The organism is Clostridia bacterium (assembly GCA_028698525.1).
GTDB lineage: Bacteria > Bacillota > Clostridia > JAQVDB01 > JAQVDB01 > JAQVDB01.
This window is the reverse complement of sequence record JAQVDB010000014.1, coordinates 1-20320: the sequence shown is the minus strand read 5'-3', so window position 1 is coordinate 20320 and position 20320 is coordinate 1. Positions and strand designations below refer to the sequence as shown.

Below are 20320 nucleotides of genomic sequence, written 5' to 3'. Positions count from 1 at the left end.
TTTAGAATACTATTAATATATTATACTATATTTTATCCTCTACTTAGTATGTAAATATCTTATACGAAGCTTATCTATAATAATAAACTGGAGTATAGGCAGTTGCCCACACTCCAGTTTAGTTCACTCGCTGAATACTTTACTGTACTCTCCTAATTTAACAGAAATATTATATTCTTTTCCATCTCTCCAAACAACCATGTTAACTGCATCCCCTGATTTGAATTTTTCAAGCTGTTTTTGCATTTCATCCAGTTTCTTCACTTCCTGCCCTTCTACCTCCAATATTATATCTCCCGGAACAATTCCCGCCTTGTCTGCAGGCCCGTTTATCATCACCTGACTGACACCTATTCCAACAGGCACATTATATTCTTTTGCATCCTTTTCATTTATCTCAGCCATTACAATTCCCAATGCGGGTCTGCTTACATAACCGTTTTCAATCAATTGTTGAATAACAGGCTTTGCATCATTAATAGGTATGGCAAATCCTATCCCCTCAATACCTACGCCTTGCTGCTTGGCAGTATTTATCCCTATAACTTCGCCATTTAAGTTAACCAGCGCCCCACCACTGTTACCCGGATTTATTGCAGCATCAGTCTGTATTAGATTCAACTGCTTTCCATCTATCACAAGATCCCTTTGAGTAGAGCTGATTATACCTGAAGTAACTGATCCTGCTAGTTCACTCCCCAGTGGATTTCCTATAGCAACTACTGTTTCGCCTACTTGCAATCTATCTGAGTCTCCCAGTTTAGCGGCAGGTAAATTTTTCTTATTAATCTTAATCACCGCAAGGTCTGTCTTAGAGTCTTTTCCTACCAAATCAGCATTCACCTTTTCCCCTCCAGGGAGTATTACTACAAGTTCCGAAGCATTTTCTATCACATGATTATTAGTTACAATATATCCGTCATCGCTTATTATTATTCCTGAACCGCTCCCTTCAGAAATTTCGTTTTCAAAAAAACCTCTGGTTATTTCCATTTTATTCACTATCCCTACCACAGCTGAACCCACATTTTTAGCGATGTCTATTATAGGAGTATCCGAACCTATATTAGTAGTATTCTCTTGCGTGAAAACTTCCGAATCTTCACCAATAATCTGTTCTTGTTCCTGCCCATCCTCAGAATCAGTTTTATCCGACTGCTCCATGGAAATAAAACCGAAAGATGACCCGATATAAAACAAAAGCAAACAAGTTATAACTGCACTTATTACCGCTACCAATATATATTTCCCAATACCATCTTTTTTATTTTTAGAATCATAATCATATTCATAAAACTCGTCCATATATATCAAACCTCCCAATTGTTTTATTTTTATTATAAAATGTAATTATGACCAAATTATGAACTTGTATCTTTATTATAATAAAGAGGTAAATAAAAGATAAACTCAGTTCCTTTTCCTTTTTCACTCCTTGCGTATATCTGCCCGCCCTCATGCTGTTCAATTATCTTTTTGACAATCGAGAGCCCTAATCCAAAACCACTACTTTCAGATCTGGAATTATCCACTTTATAAAAACGTTCAAATATATATGGCAGATCTTCTTGTGCTATTCCCATACCGCTATCCTCTATATGAGTAAATATTTTATGTTCTCTGGCTTGAGTAGCTACACGGACTTCCCCACCCATGCCAGTATATTTAATTGCATTATCCATCAGATTAGATACTACCTGTTCTATCCTATCCTCATCCCCTTTTACTAGTTTATCATTTTTAGAAAGCATTACCTTTAGATCTATTTGTTTTTCTTTTATTCTTTGCTCATATTTAATTATTACCCTTCTAATAACTTCATTAATATCGAAAACCGAATTTTCTAATACAAAATAACCCGTTTCAATATTAGAAAGATCCAATAATTGATTTATCAGCCTAGTAAGCCTATTTGTTTCTTCTATTACAATATTTAAATATTCCTCTTGTTCTTGGTGTTCTATAGTCCCGTCTCTTATCGCCTGAACAAATCCTCTTATAGAAGCTATAGGTGACTTCAACTCATGAGACACGCTGGCTACAAAGTCACGCCTCATATTTTCCAAATTTTCTAGAGACATTGCCATATTATTAAAAGCATTAGAGAGCTCCCCGATTTCATCAGGAGAATTTATATCTACCCTTTTCGAAAAGTCTCCTTCAGCCATGGCTCGGGAAATGCTGCTCATTTTTTTTAGCGGCATAGATATTCTTTTAGATGTAGAATAAATAAGCAAAAAAGCCAGTATTATTGAAACCAAGGCAGCAATCCATATCAATCTGTATACATTGTTGAGTGTGTTTTTTATTTCATATATAGGTGAATGTAAAAATATAGCTCCGGTAACTCTGCCCTTAACGTATATAGGCATACCAATGGTGAGCATGGGAACCTCAAACCTATCTCCAAACTTACCTGTCTTTTTTACTATATTACCTTGCAAAACATTTATTATCTCATCTTTAGTCAGCTTTTGCCCTTCTTGATGTTTTTTATCGATTGTACTGGATTCTGTCCATACATACCCAAACTTATCGACAAACCATATCCTGGCATTTAAAAATCTATCTATAACCTGCAATTCAAAATTCAATCTCTGTTCACTTATAAGACCTGCAGAATATTGATTCACAAGATCATTCAGTTCACTGCCTTCTGTGATCAATTGCTCCTGTTTTTTATTAAAATAATAATTTTCAAAAAGCTGTGAAAGTAAAAATCCTAAAAATATCAAAGTAACTATTATAATGATCAAATAAGTTGCTATCAATCTATTAAAAATACTCTTAAACAATCCCTTTCACTCCTCCCTCTGTCCGTTTACAATGTCTTCGCTAAAATAAACTAATTAATCCCATACACTTACTTAAAATTTATCACAAAAAAGACATAAAAAAAACATCATTTTATTTTATATCATAACACACTTCATGAGGCCTTTAGTCCTATTGATTTTGTTTTTATAGTACTATAGTATGTTATGTTTGGTTTTTAGAGGAATAAGGTAATTAGTGTAGAATATACTTATATGTTGTCATAAAAATGTATTTTTTGACATAATATTTTTATACTGGAGGCTAAAATATGCAAAAAGAACCTACAAAACAAAAAACAAAAGATAAACTAAAAAAACCACAAAATAAACTAAAGAGCAAAAAATTTTGGGCTGAACTCCTTGATACTACTAGTATAAGAATGAAGCTGATAATCTGTTTTCTAGTCTTAATCATTGCTCCTTTAGTGATAAGCAGCACTATAAATTATTCAAACACCGCAAAGACCATAAAAGAATCAGTCTCTAATTACACCATAGAATCTATGGAAATGGCAGAACAATACCTAGGTTTTATTATCTCAAATATTGACCAGGAATCTATGAAAATATTTACAGACAAAACATTACAAGAAAGCCTGAAAATATTAAATTCCAAAGAAACTAACGATTACGATAAGATGAATGCAAGAAAGAATATAGAGGATGAGCTGAATAATATAGTATCAAATTCAAAGTTCATCGATAGTATTTATATTGTTAACGATAAAAATACTACAGTAGGTGCTCCAAGCATGAATCTGTTCAATCTAGATAATTTTGATGAAATAGTAAACAGTGATTGGTACAAAAATGCGGTAGAAGATGATGGAAAAGCCTCTTGGATAGGAAGCAACGAGGATATCTTTAAAAGCAGTGGTGATAGGGATGTAATAAGCCAAGTAAGGATGTTGAAATCAATATCATTCGATAAAGGAAGTTATGGTGTTCTCAAAATAAATATCTCTGTTTCAAATATTTACGACCTCATCAAAAATTTTGATATAGGAAACACCGGACAAATATCATTAGCCACCCCTGACAGAAAGGTTATATCTAACGTAAACGGTGAGTTGAAAAAAGATGACGACATATCATCACATGAATATTTTGAAACAATAGCCAAAGCTAAAAAGGATAACGGCTCTTTTACTTTTTATAAAAATGATAAAGAGTATATGTGTACATATTTTAAGTTTGGACAGGGTAATGAATGGACTCTCATTGGAAATGTTGAAACAGATGAACTGCTTGCCCCTGCTAGAGATATAAGAAGCAAATCTATCACCCTTATAATAATATGTTGTCTCTTCGGCATAGTGTTGGCGTTTTTTGTATCTATTGCATTCACAAAAGACCTTATTACACTATCTAAAATTATGGCTAAAGCTGAAAAAGGCGATCTAAACCAGAGCATATCAAGAAAGAGAAAAGATGAAGTAGGTAAGCTGGCAAACAGCTTCAACAATATGCTCAAAAGCATAAGGATTTTGATAGGTGATATTGCAAATGCAACCACAACTGTATCTCAATCTGCATCATCCTTAGCATCTACTTCTCAGGAAACAGCAGCTATCTCTGATCAGGTTTCGCATGCTGTTCAAGAAATAGCAAAAGGTGCTTCAGAACAAGCAATGGATGCTGAAACCGGCGTCAAAAATATGGACACCCTAGCTGAAAAAGTAAATGAAATAACTGCAAATGCAAAAACCATGAGTAAGGTTGCCGATGATACAAAGACTCTTACAAAAACAGGTCTTGATATAATTAAAATACTCGAATCAAAATCTGACGATACATCAAAAATAACTAAAGCCATTACAATGGATATAAATGAATTGAGCAGACGTTCTATTGAAATAGACAAAATAATAGGAACCATAAATACCATATCTGATCAGACCAATCTGCTGGCCTTGAATGCCGCAATTGAAGCTGCAAAAGCAGGGGAATCTGGTAGAGGGTTTGCTGTTGTAGCTTCAGAGATAAGGAAATTAGCAGAGCAATCACAAGACTCAACTAAAGAGATAGCAAGGATAATAAAGAACATACAACAAAAAACAGATGATACTGTGCAAACAGCTGAATCGGCTAATGAAGTAGTAAAAGCTCAAATTCAAGCAGTCTCAAACGCAACTGAAACATTGGATAAAATTTCTGAACATATGGAAGATCTGGTAACAAGAATTGAAATTATACATTCCGCTATAATGAGTATGGAAAATGATAAGGACCAAGCTGTATTGTCTATACAAAATATTTCTGCTGTATCACAGCAGACTGCTGCTTCAACCCAAGAAGTATCTGCTTCAACCCAGCAGCAACTAGCTGCTATCGAAGAATTATCAAATGAAGCCCAAAAACTGAACGATGCAGCCGAATCGTTAAAAAAATCAATAAGCAAATTCAAGATATAAAAAATCCGGTATATACCGGATTTTTTATATCTTATTTTAAAGTTACAACTGTTACACCAGATTCACCTTCACCATATTTGCCCGATCTGAATTTTTTTACATGGGGATGTTTCTTTATATTGTGTCTTATCCCAGCTCTCAATACCCCTGTGCCTTTCCCGTGTATTATCATAACCTCAGACAATCCAGCCAAAATACATTCATCTAAGAATTTGTCCACATCTGCTAAAGCCTCTTCAAGTTGCTTGCCCCTCAAATCTATCTGATTGGAAACTTTCCTATCTTTATTCAAGTTCACAGACAATACTTTTTCTGTATACTCCTGCTGCTCATCTTTTATTTTCTTAACCTCTTCAAGTTTTACCTTTACCTTTAAAATTCCTACTTGCACAGTCAGCTCCCCGTCAGGATCAGGATCACTCAAAGCAATCCCTTTCTTTTGAATGTTTAAAAGATATACACTATCTCCTTTTTTTATGTTTTGAGGAGAATGTACTGCCTGACTTGGAGCAAAAGTATCCTTCATAATTTCAGTATTTATCAATTTTATTTTATCGTTTAAATGTCTTCTTTTTTGTTCAATCTGTTTATTTATAGATTCCTCTCCTTTTGCAGCATCATATTGTATCCTTTTTAAATCTTTGATAATATCATCGGATTTTTCCTTGGCATCCAATAAAATCTTTCTCGCTTCTTGTTTTGCCTGTTGAATTATACGATTTTTCTGTTGCTCTATTTGATCAACCTTTATTTTATAATCCTCTTTGAGTTGTTTCACATCTTGCTTAAATCTAACAGCACTGTCTAAGTGGGTCTCTGATTCTATTCTGTTTTTTTCCAGTGATGCTAAAATATCTTCAAATCTAATTTTATCAGATGATATTAAATCTCTTGCATTTTGAACTATTTTTTTATCTAACCCTAGTTTTTCAGAAATATCAAAAGCATTGCTCTTTCCTGCTACTCCGATAATAAGCCTATACGTCGGACTCAAAGTATTTATATCAAATTCAACAGCAGCATTTTCTATTCCCTTTTTTGATAGAGCATATTTCTTTAATTCACTATAATGAGTAGTAGCAACCGTCCGTGCCTGTTTCTGATAAAGATAATCCAATATAGCCATGGCTAAGGCTGAACCTTCATCAGGGTCTGTACCTGCCCCCAATTCATCCAATAATACAAGTGAAAATTGATCTACATCCTCTATTATTCTTTTTATGTTTTTCATATGGGCTGAAAAAGTGCTGAGACTTTGCTCTATGCTCTGCTCATCACCTATATCAGCAAAAACTTTGTTAAAAACTGAAATCTGAGAACCTTGTTTTGCAGGAATGAACAAACCAGATTGAGCCATAAGCACCAAAAGCCCTAATGTCTTTAATGCAACTGTCTTTCCCCCCGTATTGGGTCCTGTGATAAGCAAAATAAAAAATCTGTTTCCCAGCTCTATGTCGATAGGAACTACTTCTTCTTTTGGTATCAAGGGATGCCTAGCATCTTTCAGCTCTATATACATTTTAGTGTTTAAGACAGGTTTCACAGCATCCATATCTATTGCTAAATTTGCTTTAGCAAATATTACATCCAACTGCTGCAGTATTCTAATATTGCTATATATCAAATCATTATTATCCTTAATCGTATATGTCAGCTGTGAAAGAATCTTTTCTATTTCTCTTTTTTCATCTGTATACAATTGATTTAATTTGTTGTTTGCCTCAACAACAGAAGAAGGCTCTATAAATACAGTAACACCGCTGGCAGACTGATCGTGCACTATTCCCTTTATAGCTCCCCTGCATTGGCTCTTTAAAGGCACAACATAGCGGTTGTTTCTAATTGTAATTATCGGTTCCTGTAAAACTGATTGATACCTAGATGAATGTATTATCGAATTTAAATTATCCCTTATTCTATTGTTGTATATATTTATGCTTTTCCTGATAGTCCTTAATTGGGCACTGGCTGAATCCAAAACAGACCCATCACTACCTATGCAATCACATATACTATCTTCAACTTGTTTCAGATCAAATAAGCTTTCTATCTGCCGGAATATTTTGCTATACTCTAACTTTCTTTTCTGGAGCATCAATTTAAATCTTTTTAGATCTCTACAAATCTTCAAAATACTCCTTATAGATAATAACTGTTCAGCATTCAATGTGGACCCTACTTCAGCCATTTTTAGCTCTTTTCGTATATCATTAAAACCATTTAAAGGAGGCATTCCCTCAACATTGATTATATTGTAAGCTTCTTCCGTTTCTTCTAGCATGTGTTTTATTTTTCCCGGATCGCAGCTAGGCATCAATCCTTCTATCGCATCCTTACCCATCTGACTAGTTGTCAAGTCATATAATTTTTTAATTATCTTGTCATATTCTAATGCTTTTAACGTTTTTAAATTCAAAAAATTTCTCCTCCTGCAATCGTTATATAAATTAATTATAACTTATATCATAATTGGTTCCAACATCAAAAAAATAATAGCAGCCAAAGCTGCTATACAATAAAGGGGGTTATTTATTTATATCCAGTAATTTACCATAAAAATCCTTCTTATATTTTTTGGCATCTACTGAACTCTTTATAATCTTATTGTTTATCTCTTTTAGTCTACCTTTTAAATCATCAATTTCTTTACAAGCAGACTCATACTTATTTTGTAATTGTTCAAGCTCTTGTTGTGTCTTCAATAACTGGTCTGCAATATTGATAGCAGTAAGCACATTTATCATTGAGGTGCTTAACTTTTGGTTTTTGTCAGCTATCTTTTGCATAGTGTTATTGACATTAATAGCTACCTTATGAATATATTCTTCACTTTCAGCAGCTTTTATAGCATATTCCCTTCCCATTATTTTAACTGTAGTTCTGGTTTGTTTTTCCATAGAACCATCCCTCTTATTATTCTAACATTTATTATATAACATTTCCTAAATTTAGACAATATTCATCTAATAAAAACATTTTTTATCTATCTTTTGTCAAAATATATAAAACCATCACTCATTTAATTTCAAAGTCGACTTATCCTGTTTTGCCCTAAAATAAAAATTAATTTGAATAATATTTGTTTAATCTCATGAATATTTATTGATTAAGTCATTGTTTAACTTCAAATAGATAAGGAATGATTGAAATCAAAAAAAAATCATTGCTATATAATGCATTTATATTGACGTGTGCAAACATACTGGTCAGAATTCTAGGATTCATCTATAAAATAATACTTTCAAGAAAGATAGGCCCCCAGGCTATAGGCTTATTTCAACTGGTTTTCCCTATATACATGTTAATCATAACGCTTACAACCAGTGGAATTCCCATAGCTATCTCAAGAATAGTAGCAGAACATAATGCAAAAAAGGATACATTTAATATGCTATATTCCATGAGAATAATTACAATCGTTGTATCCATCATATCTTTTATATTGAGTCTTGCATTTGCATTAAATGCAAGCTTTATATCCAATTCTATTTTAAGAGACCCTAAAAGCTATCCGGTCATAATTGCCATCTTTCCATGCATATTTATAGTAAGTGTTTCATCAGTACACAGGGGATTCTTTTATGGGATACACGACGTTGTACCTCCCGCTTCAGGGGAAGTGATAGAACAATTGACTAGAATAGCACTTGTTATGTCAGTTCTTTACTTTCTGCCCCCCTTAAAAATAGAATACGCTGCATCTCTAGCTGCCTTAGGAATGGTTATTGGTGAGCTGTTCGGACTTTTAGTTTTAAGAACAAAATATAAAACGTATATAAGCGATTTCTGTAAAAAAATATCTGTATCTATACGGGATTCAAAAAACTTGCTGAAACGGTTGTTCAGTATCTCTATCCCAATAACAATTACCAGAATAGTAAGCAGTCTAATACAAGCACTCAATATAATATTGATCCCTCAAAGACTTCAGCTGGCAGGATACACGTCTAATCAGGCCATATCTCAATTTGGAAAACTCACAGGCATGGCTATGCCCATAGTTTTTCTACCATTCACTGTAACATCTGCTCTTGCAGTCATAATCATACCAAATCTATCTGAATCCTTGGAATTAAAAGACTGGGAAGCTATAAAAACCAAAACTTCTAAAGCCACCCTGTTAACATCACTGGTAGGATTTTTAGTATTTTCATTGATATTTAGTTTTTCAAAAGATTTAGGAGAAGTGATCTTTGCTCAAAAAAACGTAGGGGAAATGATTTTCTATATGAGCTTTTCCATTCCCTTTTTATGCATATACCATAATTTTTCCAGCATATTAAACGGAATAGGTAAACAAAAGATTGTCACCCTAAACTTTATTATCGGAGCAGCCATTCAATTATTTTGTACATATTTTTTAGTATCCAACCCCTATTTCAAAATAAATGGTTTTATCCTTGGATTCACACTAGATTCAGCTGTATCTATGACGTTAAATGGAATATGGGTATATAAAATAACAAAAACAAAAATCAAAACCATTAATTGGTTAATTAAGCCTTTTCTATGTACTCTGCCTGCTATATACTCGATAAACAACATATATCCTATACTTAAAAATACAAAAATAAACATATTGCTAGCAATGGCAATATGTTGTGTGATCGGAACTGTTTTCTTTTCAGCAACTGCATATATACTAAAAATAATGCCAAAAATAAAGGACTTTAAAAGATAATGTACTTATACTTTATTGAAAACGAATTATAGTATTAAGTACATTATCTTTACAACCAGATTAACTCATCTTAATCGAGCATTGATTTCCTGTTTAAGTCTTTCTATTATTTTATTGTGAATGCCACTTACTTCATCATCTGTCAACGTCTTGTTTTCATCTCTATATTTTATCGAAAATGCAACACTCTTATTATTCTCTTCAATTTGCTTTCCTTTGTATACATCAAATAAATCTATTTGATCTATTTTTCCTCCACCATATTTCAATATTATATCCTGAATCTGCTTTACTGGCACATCCTCTTGGACGATAACAGCTATATCTCTGTCCACAGAGGGATATTTAGGTAATGGCTTATATTTTTTATTTAAATCGGCATTTTCTTGCATCAGCCTAAAGTCTATCTCGGCTATATATACTCTTTTATCTATTTCGTAATTATCGGCCACCTCAGGATGAACCTCACCGATAACACCTGCTATCTCGTCTTTTATCAAGATATTTGCACATCGGCCCGGATGGAAGGAAGGATGATGTCCCCTATCAATTTTAACGATTTTTTTAAGACCTAATTCATCAACTAAAAGTTCACAAATTCCTTTTATATTAAAAAAATCAATGTCTTCACCATATGCACCAATACATAACATCTTTTTTTCATCAGGCAATTCTGATATAGGAAGCTGTTCTGCTATATATACACTGTTTAATTCAAATAAACATGCCCTTTCAACTCTCCTGCTGTAATTCAAAGATAAAACATTCATCATACTGGGTATCAATGTAGTTCTCATTATGCTCTGATCTTCACCCATAGGGTTCTTTATTCTAACAGCTTTTCTCAATTTACTATCATCAGGCAACATAATCTTGTCAAAAACATTAGGTCCATAAAACGAGAATGTTGCTGTTTCATAGAAACCTTGATTTACCATCATTCCTTTTACAGCATCTATTATCCTTTGAAACATATTTTTACCACCCAAGGTAGTTTCGCTTCTTAACATGGTGGGTTTTATCTTGTCATATCCATATATTCTGGCAACTTCCTCAGCCAAATCAGCATCATTTTTTATATCTTTCCTATAGGATGGTATTTTTATTTTAATATCCTCAGATAAAACTATTTCAAAACCAATTCTCCTGAAAATATCTATCATTTCCTTTTGCCCTATATCAGTACCCAGCAATCTATTGATTTTGGATGTGTTTAATTTGAGCTCTCTGTCAATAGCAGGCTTTTTATAGCAATCGATGATTCCCGATACCACCTCTCCTGCCCCCATCTCATCAATAAGCTGTGCAGCTCGATTCAATGCATTGATTACATTTTCTTCATCCAAACCTTTTTCAAATCTGGCTGATGCCTCTGTACGCAATCCTAATTTCTTTGATGCTCTTCTTATTATCGGACCTGCAAAATTAGCAGATTCCAATAATATAACTTTTGTATCATCTGTAACTTGGGAATCCTCGCCTCCCATAATTCCAGCTAATGCCAAAGGTGTTTCCCCGTCAGCTATCACCAGCATATCTGAATTCAATGTCCTCATTTTATCATCCAGGGTCTTAAATCTTTCGCCCTCTTTTGCCCTTCTCACAATAATCTGTCTTTGAGAAAGCTTTTCAAAATCAAAAGCGTGTAAAGGTTGCCCATATTCAAGCATTACATAATTGGTTATGTCAACTATATTGTTAATCGGTCTTACCCCTGCAGCCAATAGTCTCCTCTTTAACCACTTGGGAGAAGGCGCTATATTTATATTCTTTATCAACCTTGCGGCATACCTAGGGCATAACTCGCCGTCCTCTACAGTTATTTCGATATAGTTTTGAATATTATCTTGAGTCTCATTTATATTTATTTCAGGCAACTTTAAAGACCTATCAAAGGTGGCGGCCACTTCTCTAGCCATCCCTATCATGCTCAAACAATCCGGCCTGTTTGAAGTAATCTCAAAATCTATTATGGTTTCATTTAAACCCAGTATCTCTCTTATATCCATTCCTAAATCACATTTATCCTCTATTATCATTATCCCGTGCTGCACAGCTTCGGGATAATCCTCCGGATCCAGCCCCAATTCTTGTATAGAGCACATCATCCCCTCAGATTGCTCACCCCTTAGCTTCCCTTTTTTGATTTTGACTCCACCCGGAAGAGTGGAACCGTGTAAAGCTATAGGGACTATATCTCCTTGCCTTATATTATCCGCCCCTGTTACAATTTGCAATACATTATTCCCAACGTCTACCTTGGTCACAACAAGTTTATCTGCATTGGGATGTTTTTCTATAGAGAGAATTTTACCTGTAACAACATTACTTATTTCCGCTCCCATCTCGTCTACACTCTCTACATTTGAACCGGTCATGGTCAGTTTTTCAGCTAATACATCCGGGGATATTCCATCTATATCTACATATTCTTTAAGCCAACTGATTGGTACAAGCATCTGTTTTCCTCCTTATTAAAATTGTTCCAAAAATCTAACATCATTTTCAAATAATAACCTTAAATCATCTATACCATATTTTTGAGTAGTTATTCTATCAAGTCCCATTCCAAAGGCAAATCCGCTATAATGGTCAGGATTTATATCACATATCTCTAATACTCTAGGATGAACCATTCCTGCTCCCAGTATTTCTAGCCAGCCGCTATTTCCACATGCCTTGCATCCTTTGCCTTTACATACAACACAGCTTATATCCATTTCAGCGCTGGGCTCTGTAAATGGAAAGTGATGTGGTCTAAATCTCATCTTTATATCTGAACCATATAATTCTTTTGCAAACAAACCCAATACACCCTTGAGGTCACCCATTGTAACGCCTTTATCTACTACCAATCCTTCAATCTGATGGAACATGGGTGAATGAGTTGCATCCACACTGTCTGAACGATATACACGCCCAGGAGAAATAATCTTTATTGGCGGCTTCTGTTCTTTCATTACCCGTATTTGCACAGGTGAAGTCTGAGTTCTCAATAAAAAATTATCTGTTATATAAAATGTATCCTGAGTATCCCTAGCAGGATGATCTTTGGGTATATTCAAAGCCTCAAAATTATAGAAATCATGCTCAACTTCCGGTCCTTCTGCAATCTTAAACCCTAATCCAATGAATACATTCTGTATTTCCTCCAGCACAATACTTAATGGATGTAAACCGCCGTTTGGCATAGACTTACCAGGCATAGTAACGTCAATTCGCTCTTTTTCCAGTCTTATTTTTTGCATGTTCTTTTGTATGCGTTCATTTGCACTGTTTAACTCTTCTTCTACTGCAGTCCTTATTTCATTTGCCATTCTTCCAATGACTGGGCGCTGATCTGCAGGCAAATCACCCATACCCCTCAATACCTGCGTTAGCTTACCTTTTTTACCAAGATATTTGACTCTTTTATCATTCAATTGTTCTATATCCGTACAAGATCGTATCTCTTCTCTCGCACGCATTCTGATATCTTTTAACTTCTCAAGCATTTCACGCTACTCCTTCCAGTTAAAATTGTTTTTATTAATTAAAAAAGCTTCGTCCATAATGAATAATGGGACGAAGCTACATTCTCCGCGATACCACCCAAGTTGTATCAAAACCACCTCTATCAGATAACGGCAAAGCCGGCTAGACCTACTCTAATTTCAATCCGCTGTTCAGGAGCGAACTTCCGTTAACTCACTAAAGGGATGCTCCCAGCCAGTGACACCCCATCTCTTTTTAGCAAACATCAACGTACTCTCTCCATCATCACCTTAGAAATATTTACTTGTGTTTTAAAAGATTATAGCACAGTAGAATATTTTATTCAAGAGAAACAGATATTCTCTGTCTTAATACCTCGTACAATATTACCGCAGTCGCTATCGATACATTCAAAGATTCGCTCCCACCTGGCATTGGAATCTTTACGCTTTTATCAGAAACAGCCAAAACCCCATCATCTATACCTCTCGATTCATTTCCTATCAACAATGCCGTCTTATCGGGATAAATTATATCAAAATAATAACTAGTGGCATTTACATCTGCTGCACAAATAAAAAAATTATCACCTCTCAGTTTTTGAATACATCCGCCGAGATTACTACATTTTACTACTGGAACCCTCAATATCGAACCCATAGTTGATCTTATCGTCTTGTCATTATAAACATCCACTGTATCTTGAGAAACAATTATGCCATCCACGTTTACTGCATCTGCCGTTCTTATTATCGTACCTAGGTTACCTGGATCCTGCACCCCATCAATTATTATCAGTAATTCGGCTTTATCTATAACATCACATAATTGATATTCGATTTTTTTAACCACTGCCAATATGCCTTGAGGAGTTTTAGTATTGCAAAGCTGCTTTAATATATTATCATCCACTTTAATATTCTCTATCTTATTATCTTCGAGTTTTTCGATGAGTTGATCTCCATAGCTCATCGAAAAGACTTTGTCCGAATAAAGCACCTGATCTATAGATGCACCGCTATCTATAAATTCATCTACAATTTTTGTACCTTCAATTATAAATCGGTTATATTGATCTCTATATTTTTTTATATTCAGAGATCGTATTCTCTTTATTAAAGGATTTTTCATGCTAGTTATACAATCATCCAAAACCAATGCACCACTCCGTTTTATTTGTTTTCTAACCTTTTTATATCTTCATTTGAACCTACAACCACTAAAATATCATTTTCTTGTATCAAATCATCCCCTCTTGGGGAGATGTTTATATCGTTTCCTTGTTTAATCGCTAGCACATTAACACCATACCTGGCTCTCATGTCAAGTTCTTCCAGTGTTTTCCCTATCCATCTGGATATTGCAGTAATCTCAATAATGCTGAAATCTGGATCCAGTTCTATATAATCAAGTATATTTGAAGAAACTAAATTATGTGCAACCCTGACGCCCATATCTCGCTCAGGAAATACAACCCTATCCACCCCAATTTTATATAATACCTTCGCATGCAATTCATTTTGTGCCTTTGTTATTACATATTTTACACCTAACTCTTTAGCAAGCAATGTTATCATAATGCTAGCTTGAATATCAGATCCAATAGTTATTACAGCAACATCAAAATTTCTTATCCCTAAAGATTTTAAAGCATTCTCATCAGTAGCATCAGCCTGTACAGCATGGGTCACTGAATCTGATATGTCCTGGATAAGTTCTTCATCTTTATCTATTGCAAGCACATCATGTCCTAATGCATATAAAGTTCTAGCTACGCTGGAACCAAATCTACCCAATCCTATCACTACAAATTGTTTCATTCCCGTTTATCACCTTTCTTACCCTACAATTACCCTATCTTCCGGGTATTTTATAGGTGCTTTATTCTTTGCCTGTCGCTTTGCAAGTGCTGTAACTATCGTAAGCGGTCCAACTCTTCCGCTAAACATGGTTATCATTATTATTATCTTGCCTGCAGTTGATAATTCAGTAGTTATCCCGGCAGATAATCCTACAGTACCAAAAGCAGAAGCAACTTCAAAAAGTATATTTAAGAATTCAGCCTTTTCTGTAATGGACAATATCATGGTAACTACAATTACCAATAATAATGCTAATACTGTAACTACTAATGCACGGGATACAATCTGTCTCTTAACTCTCTTTTGAAAGATTTCAACGTCTTCCCTTCCTTTAATATTTGCCCATACTGACAATATCACAACTGCAAAAGTGACAGTTTTTATACCTCCTGCAGTAGAAGCAGGTGAACCACCTATAAACATGAGTATGATAGTAAAAAACTTTGAAGCATTAGTCAGGTTATCTATAGGTATTGTATTAAATCCAGCTGTTCTAGGTGTCACAGATTGAAAAAGAGAAGCTAATACCTTTTCTTGAAAAGGCATACCTCTTAATGTTCCAGGATTTGAGTATTCAAGCAACATGAACACTATAAATCCTAAAGCGATAAAAAATCCAGTAACATATATAACAAGCTTTGTATGCAATGAAAATTTATCAAACTGTCTCTTTGTAGCAATATTTACAAGTACAGTAAAACCTAATCCTCCTACAACTATTAGGGACATTATAACTATATTTATTACTACATCGTTAAAAAATGGAGTTAAACTTCTAAATCCCCCTACCAAATCAAAACCTGCATTGCAAAATGCTGAAATTGAATGAAATACACTATAATATATCCCTTTCACAGGTCCATAATAGTATACAAACCTTGTAGAAAGCAATAAAGCACCCATTCCCTCTATTAAAAGAGTCACAATTAACAAATTTTTAGTTAACCTAACCACTCCTTCAATAGAAAATTGATTTAATGCCTCTTGCATTACCAGCCTCTCCCTCAAGGTGATCTTTTTACCCACTATCAATGCAAAAAGGGTGGTCAGGGCCATAAAACCTAACCCACCTATTTGAATCAGTATGATTATGATAATTTGTCCAAAAAGTGTCCAATGTGTGGCAGTATCCACAACCACAAGACCGGTAACACATACTGCTGAAGTGGCAGTAAATAATGCATTTAGAAAACCAACACTATTTCCGTCTTTGGATGATATTGGAAGGTTAAGCAATATACCTCCTGAAATAATAAGTATCATAAAACCCAAAGCAAGCACTTGTGCAGGTGTTAAATTTATCTTATCAGTTCTATTTACCAAAATGCTCAACTCCCAGCTGCACTGCAAAAGTATCCCAATAAAATATTTTTATATTATTATACCATTATGGTAGAATTTTTAAAATATTTATAAAAGGGAAAAGATCAACCTTTTCCCTTTTATAAATATTTTAATTTAATTTTGTTATGCCTCGATTTTCTGTTTTGCAATATCTACTAATTCTGAAAAAGCTTTATCATCATTTATAGCAAGTTCTGCAAGCATTTTTCTGTTTATTTCTATACCAGCCAATTTGAGACCATTTATAAATTTTGAATAGGATAAACCGTTGCTCCTTGAAGCAGCGTTAATCCTTGCAATCCATAGCTTTCTAAAATCTCTCTTTCTTAATTTTCGTCCTGTATAAGCATATGATAAAGACTTCATTACAGCCTGATTTGCAGGTCTAAACTGTTTACTACTAGCACCATAATATCCTTTTGCAAGACGTAATATCTTTTTATGCTTCTTTCTTGCGTTAACCGCTTTTTTAACTCTTGCCATGACTGTCGCCTCCTTTTCAGTACTTTAACTATTTATATGGAATCAATTTCTTTATTACATCCGATTCATTTTTACTTACAAAACCCGGTTTCCTTAGGTTTCTTTTTCTTTTTGATGATTTTTTAGTCAATATATGACTTTTATAAGCTTTAGCTCTTTTGATTTTGCCACTTTTAGTCAATTTAAATCTTTTAGCAGCTCCTCTATGGGTCTTCATTTTTGGCATGATCAGTGCTCCTTCCTGTGTTATTATAATTGTTTAGGTGCTAATACCATAATCATATTTCTACCCTCAGTTTTGGGCCTCTTTTCAATTTGGCATGTATCGGCAAGCAAATTTGTAAAATCCTGCATAACTTTCTTACCTATTTCCATATGCGCCATTTCCCTGCCTCTAAATCTTATGGTAACTTTAACCTTATCTCCAGATTTTAAAAATCTTAATGCATTATTAGCCTTAACTTTAAGGTCATGCTCCTCAATTGTAGGGGAAAGCCTAATCTCTTTGATATTTATAACCTTTTGCTTCTTTTTAGCTTCTTTCTCTTTTTTGGTCAACTCAAACTTATATTTCCCAAAATCCATAATCCTACATACCTTGGGCCTTGCATTTGGTGCGACCTCTACAAGATCCAGCTTTTTTCTATATGCAATTTCTAATGCCTCGTCTAATGTCAATACCCCTAGCTGTTTCCCGTCCTCATCTACCACCCTTACCTTGCTTTCCCTTATCCCTTCATTAACTCTAAAATCTTTGCTAATATTGACTCACCTCCGGAATTTTAAAGCAGCTATTCATTAACTGCTTATATAGCAAAAACACATAAAAACTTTACAAAAAAATAAAAGCGGGTAAACTACCCACTTTTTTATTTATAAGACAAACAAAACATTTTTAGTGTCATTATTAACCTTCCTAGCGAAGCTGAAAGGTGAGAAGTGGATAGCTTCTTCTTGATTTTAACATTTTTAATGATAGCATAATTACAGGCCGATGTCAAATAGTTATGTTTAATATGTTTTGCTTTTTATTTGATCTAGCAAATCATCTATAAAATCCTCTAATTTTCTAGCACCTAAATCCCCGTCTTTTCTGGATCTCACTGCCACAGTATTGCTTTCTAGCTCTTTATCTCCTATTATTAACATATAAGGGATCTTTTCCAGTTGAGCTTCTCTGATCTTATATCCTATTTTTTCGTTTCTTGTATCTTTTTCCACTCTTACTTGTTTGTCTATCAAATTATCATATATTTTATCTATATAGTCGTTGCTTCTATCAGTGACAGAAATTAATTTTACCTGTACCGGTGCTAGCCATATAGGAAAAGCTCCTGCAAAATGTTCGGTCAAGATTCCTATAAATCTCTCTATGCTCCCGAAAATAACCCTGTGTATCATTACAGGCCTATGCTTTTCTCCATCTTGCCCTATATATGTCAGATCAAATCTTTCAGGCATTTGGAAATCAAGTTGTATAGTGCCGCACTGCCAGGTTCTTCCTAAACAATCCTGTAAGTGAAAGTCAATTTTGGGTCCGTAGAATGCCCCATCGCCTTCATTTATGTTAAAATTCAAACCCTTATCTTGTAATGCTTCCACTAAAGCATCTGTAGCCATCTCCCATTGTTCATCGGTTCCCATAGCTTTTTCCGGCTTTGTGGAAAGTTCAACAAAATATTTAAATCCAAAAATATTGTACATATAATCGATCAATTCGATTACTCCGATAATTTCCTGTTTTATTTGAGATGGAAGCATAAATATATGCGCATCATCCTGAGTAAAATTTCTAACCCTCATCAACCCGTGTAATGCTCCTGATAATTCATGCCTGTGTACTAATCCTAGCTCACCAATCCTGAGAGGTAGATCTCTATAACTATAAATTTTTCTTTTATAAAGTATCATGCTGCCGGGACAATTCATAGGCTTTATAGCATAATCCTGTTGATCTATTTTGGTAAAATACATATTTTCCTTATAATGATCCCAATGCCCTGATCTTACCCATAGATCACGGTTTAAAATGATGGGGGTCTTAATTTCTTGATATCCCCTCTTTATATGCTCTTTTCTCCAAAAATTCTCCAATTCATTTCTGATAATCATTCCCTTAGGATGAAAAAACGGAAAACCTGGACCCTCATCATGAATACTAAAAAGATCCAATTCTTTACCTAACTTCCTATGGTCTCTCTTCTTGGCTTCTTCCATCCTTTTCAAGTGCTTATTCAAATCTTTTTTACTATCAAACGAAGTACCATATATTCTTTGAAGCATCTTATTGCTTTCACTGCCCCTCCAGTAGGCGCCGGCTATACTTGTAAGTTTAAAAGCCTTTATCCTGCCAGTGCTGGGCAGATGAGGACCAGAACATAAATCTACGAACTCCCCCTGTTTATAAAAAGAAATAACCGCGTCCTCATCAAGATCTTGAATCAATTCTACCTTATAAGGCTCGTCCGCCTCTTGCATGAATTTTATCGCTTGTTCTCTCGGCATTGTCAACCGTTCTATCGGATATTTTTCCTTTATTATATTTTTCATCTCTTTTTCTATTTTTTCCAAGTCTTCAGGTGTAAAGGGTTTTTCCACATCGAAATCATAATAAAACCCGTTTTCTATAGCAGGTCCGATAGCCAGCTTTGCGTCAGGAAAAATTCTTTTAACCGCTTGTGCAAGTATATGAGAAGTAGTATGCCTATATACCTTTTTGCCGTCATCATCGGAAAATGTAATAATATTAACTCTTACATCATCTTCAATCAAATAATCTAAATCCCTCAAAACACCATCCACATTACCTGCAAGTGCCGCCCGTGCCAATCCTTCTCCTATGCTCTTTGCAACTTCCATTATAGTTACAGGTTTATCATATTTTAATATAGACCCATCTTTTAAGCTGATATTAATCATTTATATAACAACCTCCTTTAGAAATAAAAAAACACTCCCTGCCATAATACATCGGGGCAAGAGTGTTTCCCTGCGGTTCCACCCAATTTTTTACTCTTTTAACTTTAACGCAGTAAACGATAGCCTTACAAAACATAAGAGTTCTTCGGGCAATAGTTCAGGAGCGGTGTTCAACCAGAATAACCGAGAAATGCTTACAGCCATGGCATTTCCTCTCTGTCAGCAGTATAGCTGGTTTACTCGTCTCCTTCATCACCTATAAAATATATATTTACAATATTATAAGATATTGCCGTCTTGTATGTCAACAATTAACCCAGAAAAGAT

General features: G+C 34.4%; 15 protein-coding genes and 3 other annotated features. Of the genes, 2 read left to right on the top strand and 13 right to left on the bottom strand.

What is annotated here, in order from left to right; genetic code table 11:
• Nucleotides 1–123 precede the first annotated feature (123 nt).
• Both PHP06_03245 and PHP06_03240 read right to left on the bottom strand, forming a co-directional pair.
• Nucleotides 124–1305 carry a trypsin-like peptidase domain-containing protein gene (locus PHP06_03245; GenBank protein MDD3839566.1) on the bottom strand — a complete coding sequence of 394 codons (1182 nt, stop codon included), beginning with the start codon at nt 1303–1305 and terminating at the stop codon, nt 124–126.
• 56 nt (nt 1306–1361) lie between these two features.
• Nucleotides 1362–2795 (bottom strand): HAMP domain-containing sensor histidine kinase, encoded by a 1434-nt coding sequence (locus PHP06_03240; GenBank protein ID MDD3839565.1) that lies wholly within the window; start codon nt 2793–2795, stop codon nt 1362–1364.
• Between the two features lie 290 nt (nt 2796–3085).
• Here PHP06_03240 and PHP06_03235 point away from each other — a divergent pair, with 290 nt between their 5' ends.
• Nucleotides 3086–5230 (top strand): methyl-accepting chemotaxis protein, encoded by a 2145-nt coding sequence (locus PHP06_03235; protein ID MDD3839564.1) that lies wholly within the window; start codon nt 3086–3088, stop codon nt 5228–5230.
• A gap of 31 nt (nt 5231–5261) precedes the next feature.
• Here the strand turns inward: PHP06_03235 and PHP06_03230 are convergent, their stop codons facing one another.
• Entirely contained in the window at nt 5262–7646 is a 2385-nt protein-coding gene (locus PHP06_03230) for an endonuclease MutS2 (GenBank protein MDD3839563.1), read from the bottom strand.
• Between the two features lie 109 nt (nt 7647–7755).
• Complete coding sequence (locus PHP06_03225) at nt 7756–8127, bottom strand: cell division protein ZapA (protein MDD3839562.1); 372 nt, start codon at nt 8125–8127, stop codon at nt 7756–7758.
• A gap of 242 nt (nt 8128–8369) precedes the next feature.
• On the opposite strand from PHP06_03225, the gene spoVB reads away from it, so the two are divergent.
• Complete coding sequence (gene spoVB, locus PHP06_03220; protein MDD3839561.1) at nt 8370–9911, top strand: stage V sporulation protein B; 1542 nt, start codon at nt 8370–8372, stop codon at nt 9909–9911.
• Nucleotides 9912–9976: 65 nt separating this feature from the next.
• Here spoVB and pheT read toward each other — a convergent pair whose 3' ends face one another.
• The 9 genes from pheT to thrS form a co-directional block, all read right to left on the bottom strand.
• Nucleotides 9977–12370: a phenylalanine--tRNA ligase subunit beta gene (gene pheT, locus PHP06_03215; protein MDD3839560.1), complete on the bottom strand. Its 2394-nt coding sequence runs from the start codon at nt 12368–12370 to the stop codon at nt 9977–9979.
• 15 nt (nt 12371–12385) lie between these two features.
• Nucleotides 12386–13405: a phenylalanine--tRNA ligase subunit alpha gene (gene pheS / locus PHP06_03210; GenBank protein ID MDD3839559.1), complete on the bottom strand. Its 1020-nt coding sequence runs from the start codon at nt 13403–13405 to the stop codon at nt 12386–12388.
• A gap of 63 nt (nt 13406–13468) precedes the next feature.
• Nucleotides 13469–13680, bottom strand: a binding site (T-box leader).
• A 44-nt stretch (nt 13681–13724) separates the two neighbouring features.
• Complete coding sequence (rlmB, locus tag PHP06_03205) at nt 13725–14537, bottom strand: 23S rRNA (guanosine(2251)-2'-O)-methyltransferase RlmB (GenBank protein ID MDD3839558.1); 813 nt, start codon at nt 14535–14537, stop codon at nt 13725–13727.
• A 20-nt stretch (nt 14538–14557) separates the two neighbouring features.
• Nucleotides 14558–15205 (bottom strand): TrkA family potassium uptake protein, encoded by a 648-nt coding sequence (locus tag PHP06_03200; GenBank protein ID MDD3839557.1) that lies wholly within the window; start codon nt 15203–15205, stop codon nt 14558–14560.
• Between the two features lie 18 nt (nt 15206–15223).
• On the bottom strand, nt 15224–16510 hold the full coding sequence (locus tag PHP06_03195; GenBank protein MDD3839556.1) for a TrkH family potassium uptake protein: 1287 nt from the start codon (nt 16508–16510) through the stop codon (nt 15224–15226).
• Between the two features lie 204 nt (nt 16511–16714).
• A complete protein-coding gene (gene rplT / locus PHP06_03190) occupies nt 16715–17074 on the bottom strand; it encodes a 50S ribosomal protein L20 (GenBank protein MDD3839555.1) in 360 nt (119 codons plus the stop codon).
• Between the two features lie 28 nt (nt 17075–17102).
• Nucleotides 17103–17300 carry a 50S ribosomal protein L35 gene (rpmI, locus tag PHP06_03185; protein MDD3839554.1) on the bottom strand — a complete coding sequence of 66 codons (198 nt, stop codon included), beginning with the start codon at nt 17298–17300 and terminating at the stop codon, nt 17103–17105.
• 23 nt (nt 17301–17323) lie between these two features.
• Nucleotides 17324–17836 carry a translation initiation factor IF-3 gene (gene infC / locus PHP06_03180; GenBank protein MDD3839553.1) on the bottom strand — a complete coding sequence of 171 codons (513 nt, stop codon included), beginning with the start codon at nt 17834–17836 and terminating at the stop codon, nt 17324–17326.
• 72 nt (nt 17837–17908) lie between these two features.
• Nucleotides 17909–18036 (bottom strand) — a sequence feature (ribosomal protein L20 leader region).
• Nucleotides 18037–18085: 49 nt separating this feature from the next.
• Nucleotides 18086–19993 (bottom strand): threonine--tRNA ligase, encoded by a 1908-nt coding sequence (gene thrS / locus PHP06_03175; GenBank protein MDD3839552.1) that lies wholly within the window; start codon nt 19991–19993, stop codon nt 18086–18088.
• Between the two features lie 49 nt (nt 19994–20042).
• Nucleotides 20043–20255, bottom strand: a binding site (T-box leader).
• Nucleotides 20256–20320 lie beyond the last annotated feature (65 nt).

What these genes read in the sequence shown, in the direction of transcription:
- pheT (MDD3839560.1), bottom strand. Translation starts at nt 12,370, where the DNA reads ATGCTTGTACCAATCAGTTGGCTTAAAGAATATGTAGATATAGATGGA.
- PHP06_03245 (MDD3839566.1), bottom strand. Translation starts at nt 1,305, where the DNA reads ATGGACGAGTTTTATGAATATGATTATGATTCTAAAAATAAAAAAGAT.
- pheS (MDD3839559.1), bottom strand. Translation starts at nt 13,405, where the DNA reads ATGCTTGAGAAGTTAAAAGATATCAGAATGCGTGCGAGAGAAGAGATA.
- PHP06_03225 (MDD3839562.1), bottom strand. Translation starts at nt 8,127, where the DNA reads ATGGAAAAACAAACCAGAACTACAGTTAAAATAATGGGAAGGGAATAT.
- rplT (MDD3839555.1), bottom strand. Translation starts at nt 17,074, where the DNA reads ATGGCAAGAGTTAAAAAAGCGGTTAACGCAAGAAAGAAGCATAAAAAG.
- PHP06_03235 (MDD3839564.1), top strand. Translation starts at nt 3,086, where the DNA reads ATGCAAAAAGAACCTACAAAACAAAAAACAAAAGATAAACTAAAAAAA.
- PHP06_03195 (MDD3839556.1), bottom strand. Translation starts at nt 16,510, where the DNA reads ATGATACTTATTATTTCAGGAGGTATATTGCTTAACCTTCCAATATCA.
- rpmI (MDD3839554.1), bottom strand. Translation starts at nt 17,300, where the DNA reads ATGCCAAAAATGAAGACCCATAGAGGAGCTGCTAAAAGATTTAAATTG.
- PHP06_03200 (MDD3839557.1), bottom strand. Translation starts at nt 15,205, where the DNA reads ATGAAACAATTTGTAGTGATAGGATTGGGTAGATTTGGTTCCAGCGTA.
- spoVB (MDD3839561.1), top strand. Translation starts at nt 8,370, where the DNA reads ATGATTGAAATCAAAAAAAAATCATTGCTATATAATGCATTTATATTG.
- thrS (MDD3839552.1), bottom strand. Translation starts at nt 19,993, where the DNA reads ATGATTAATATCAGCTTAAAAGATGGGTCTATATTAAAATATGATAAA.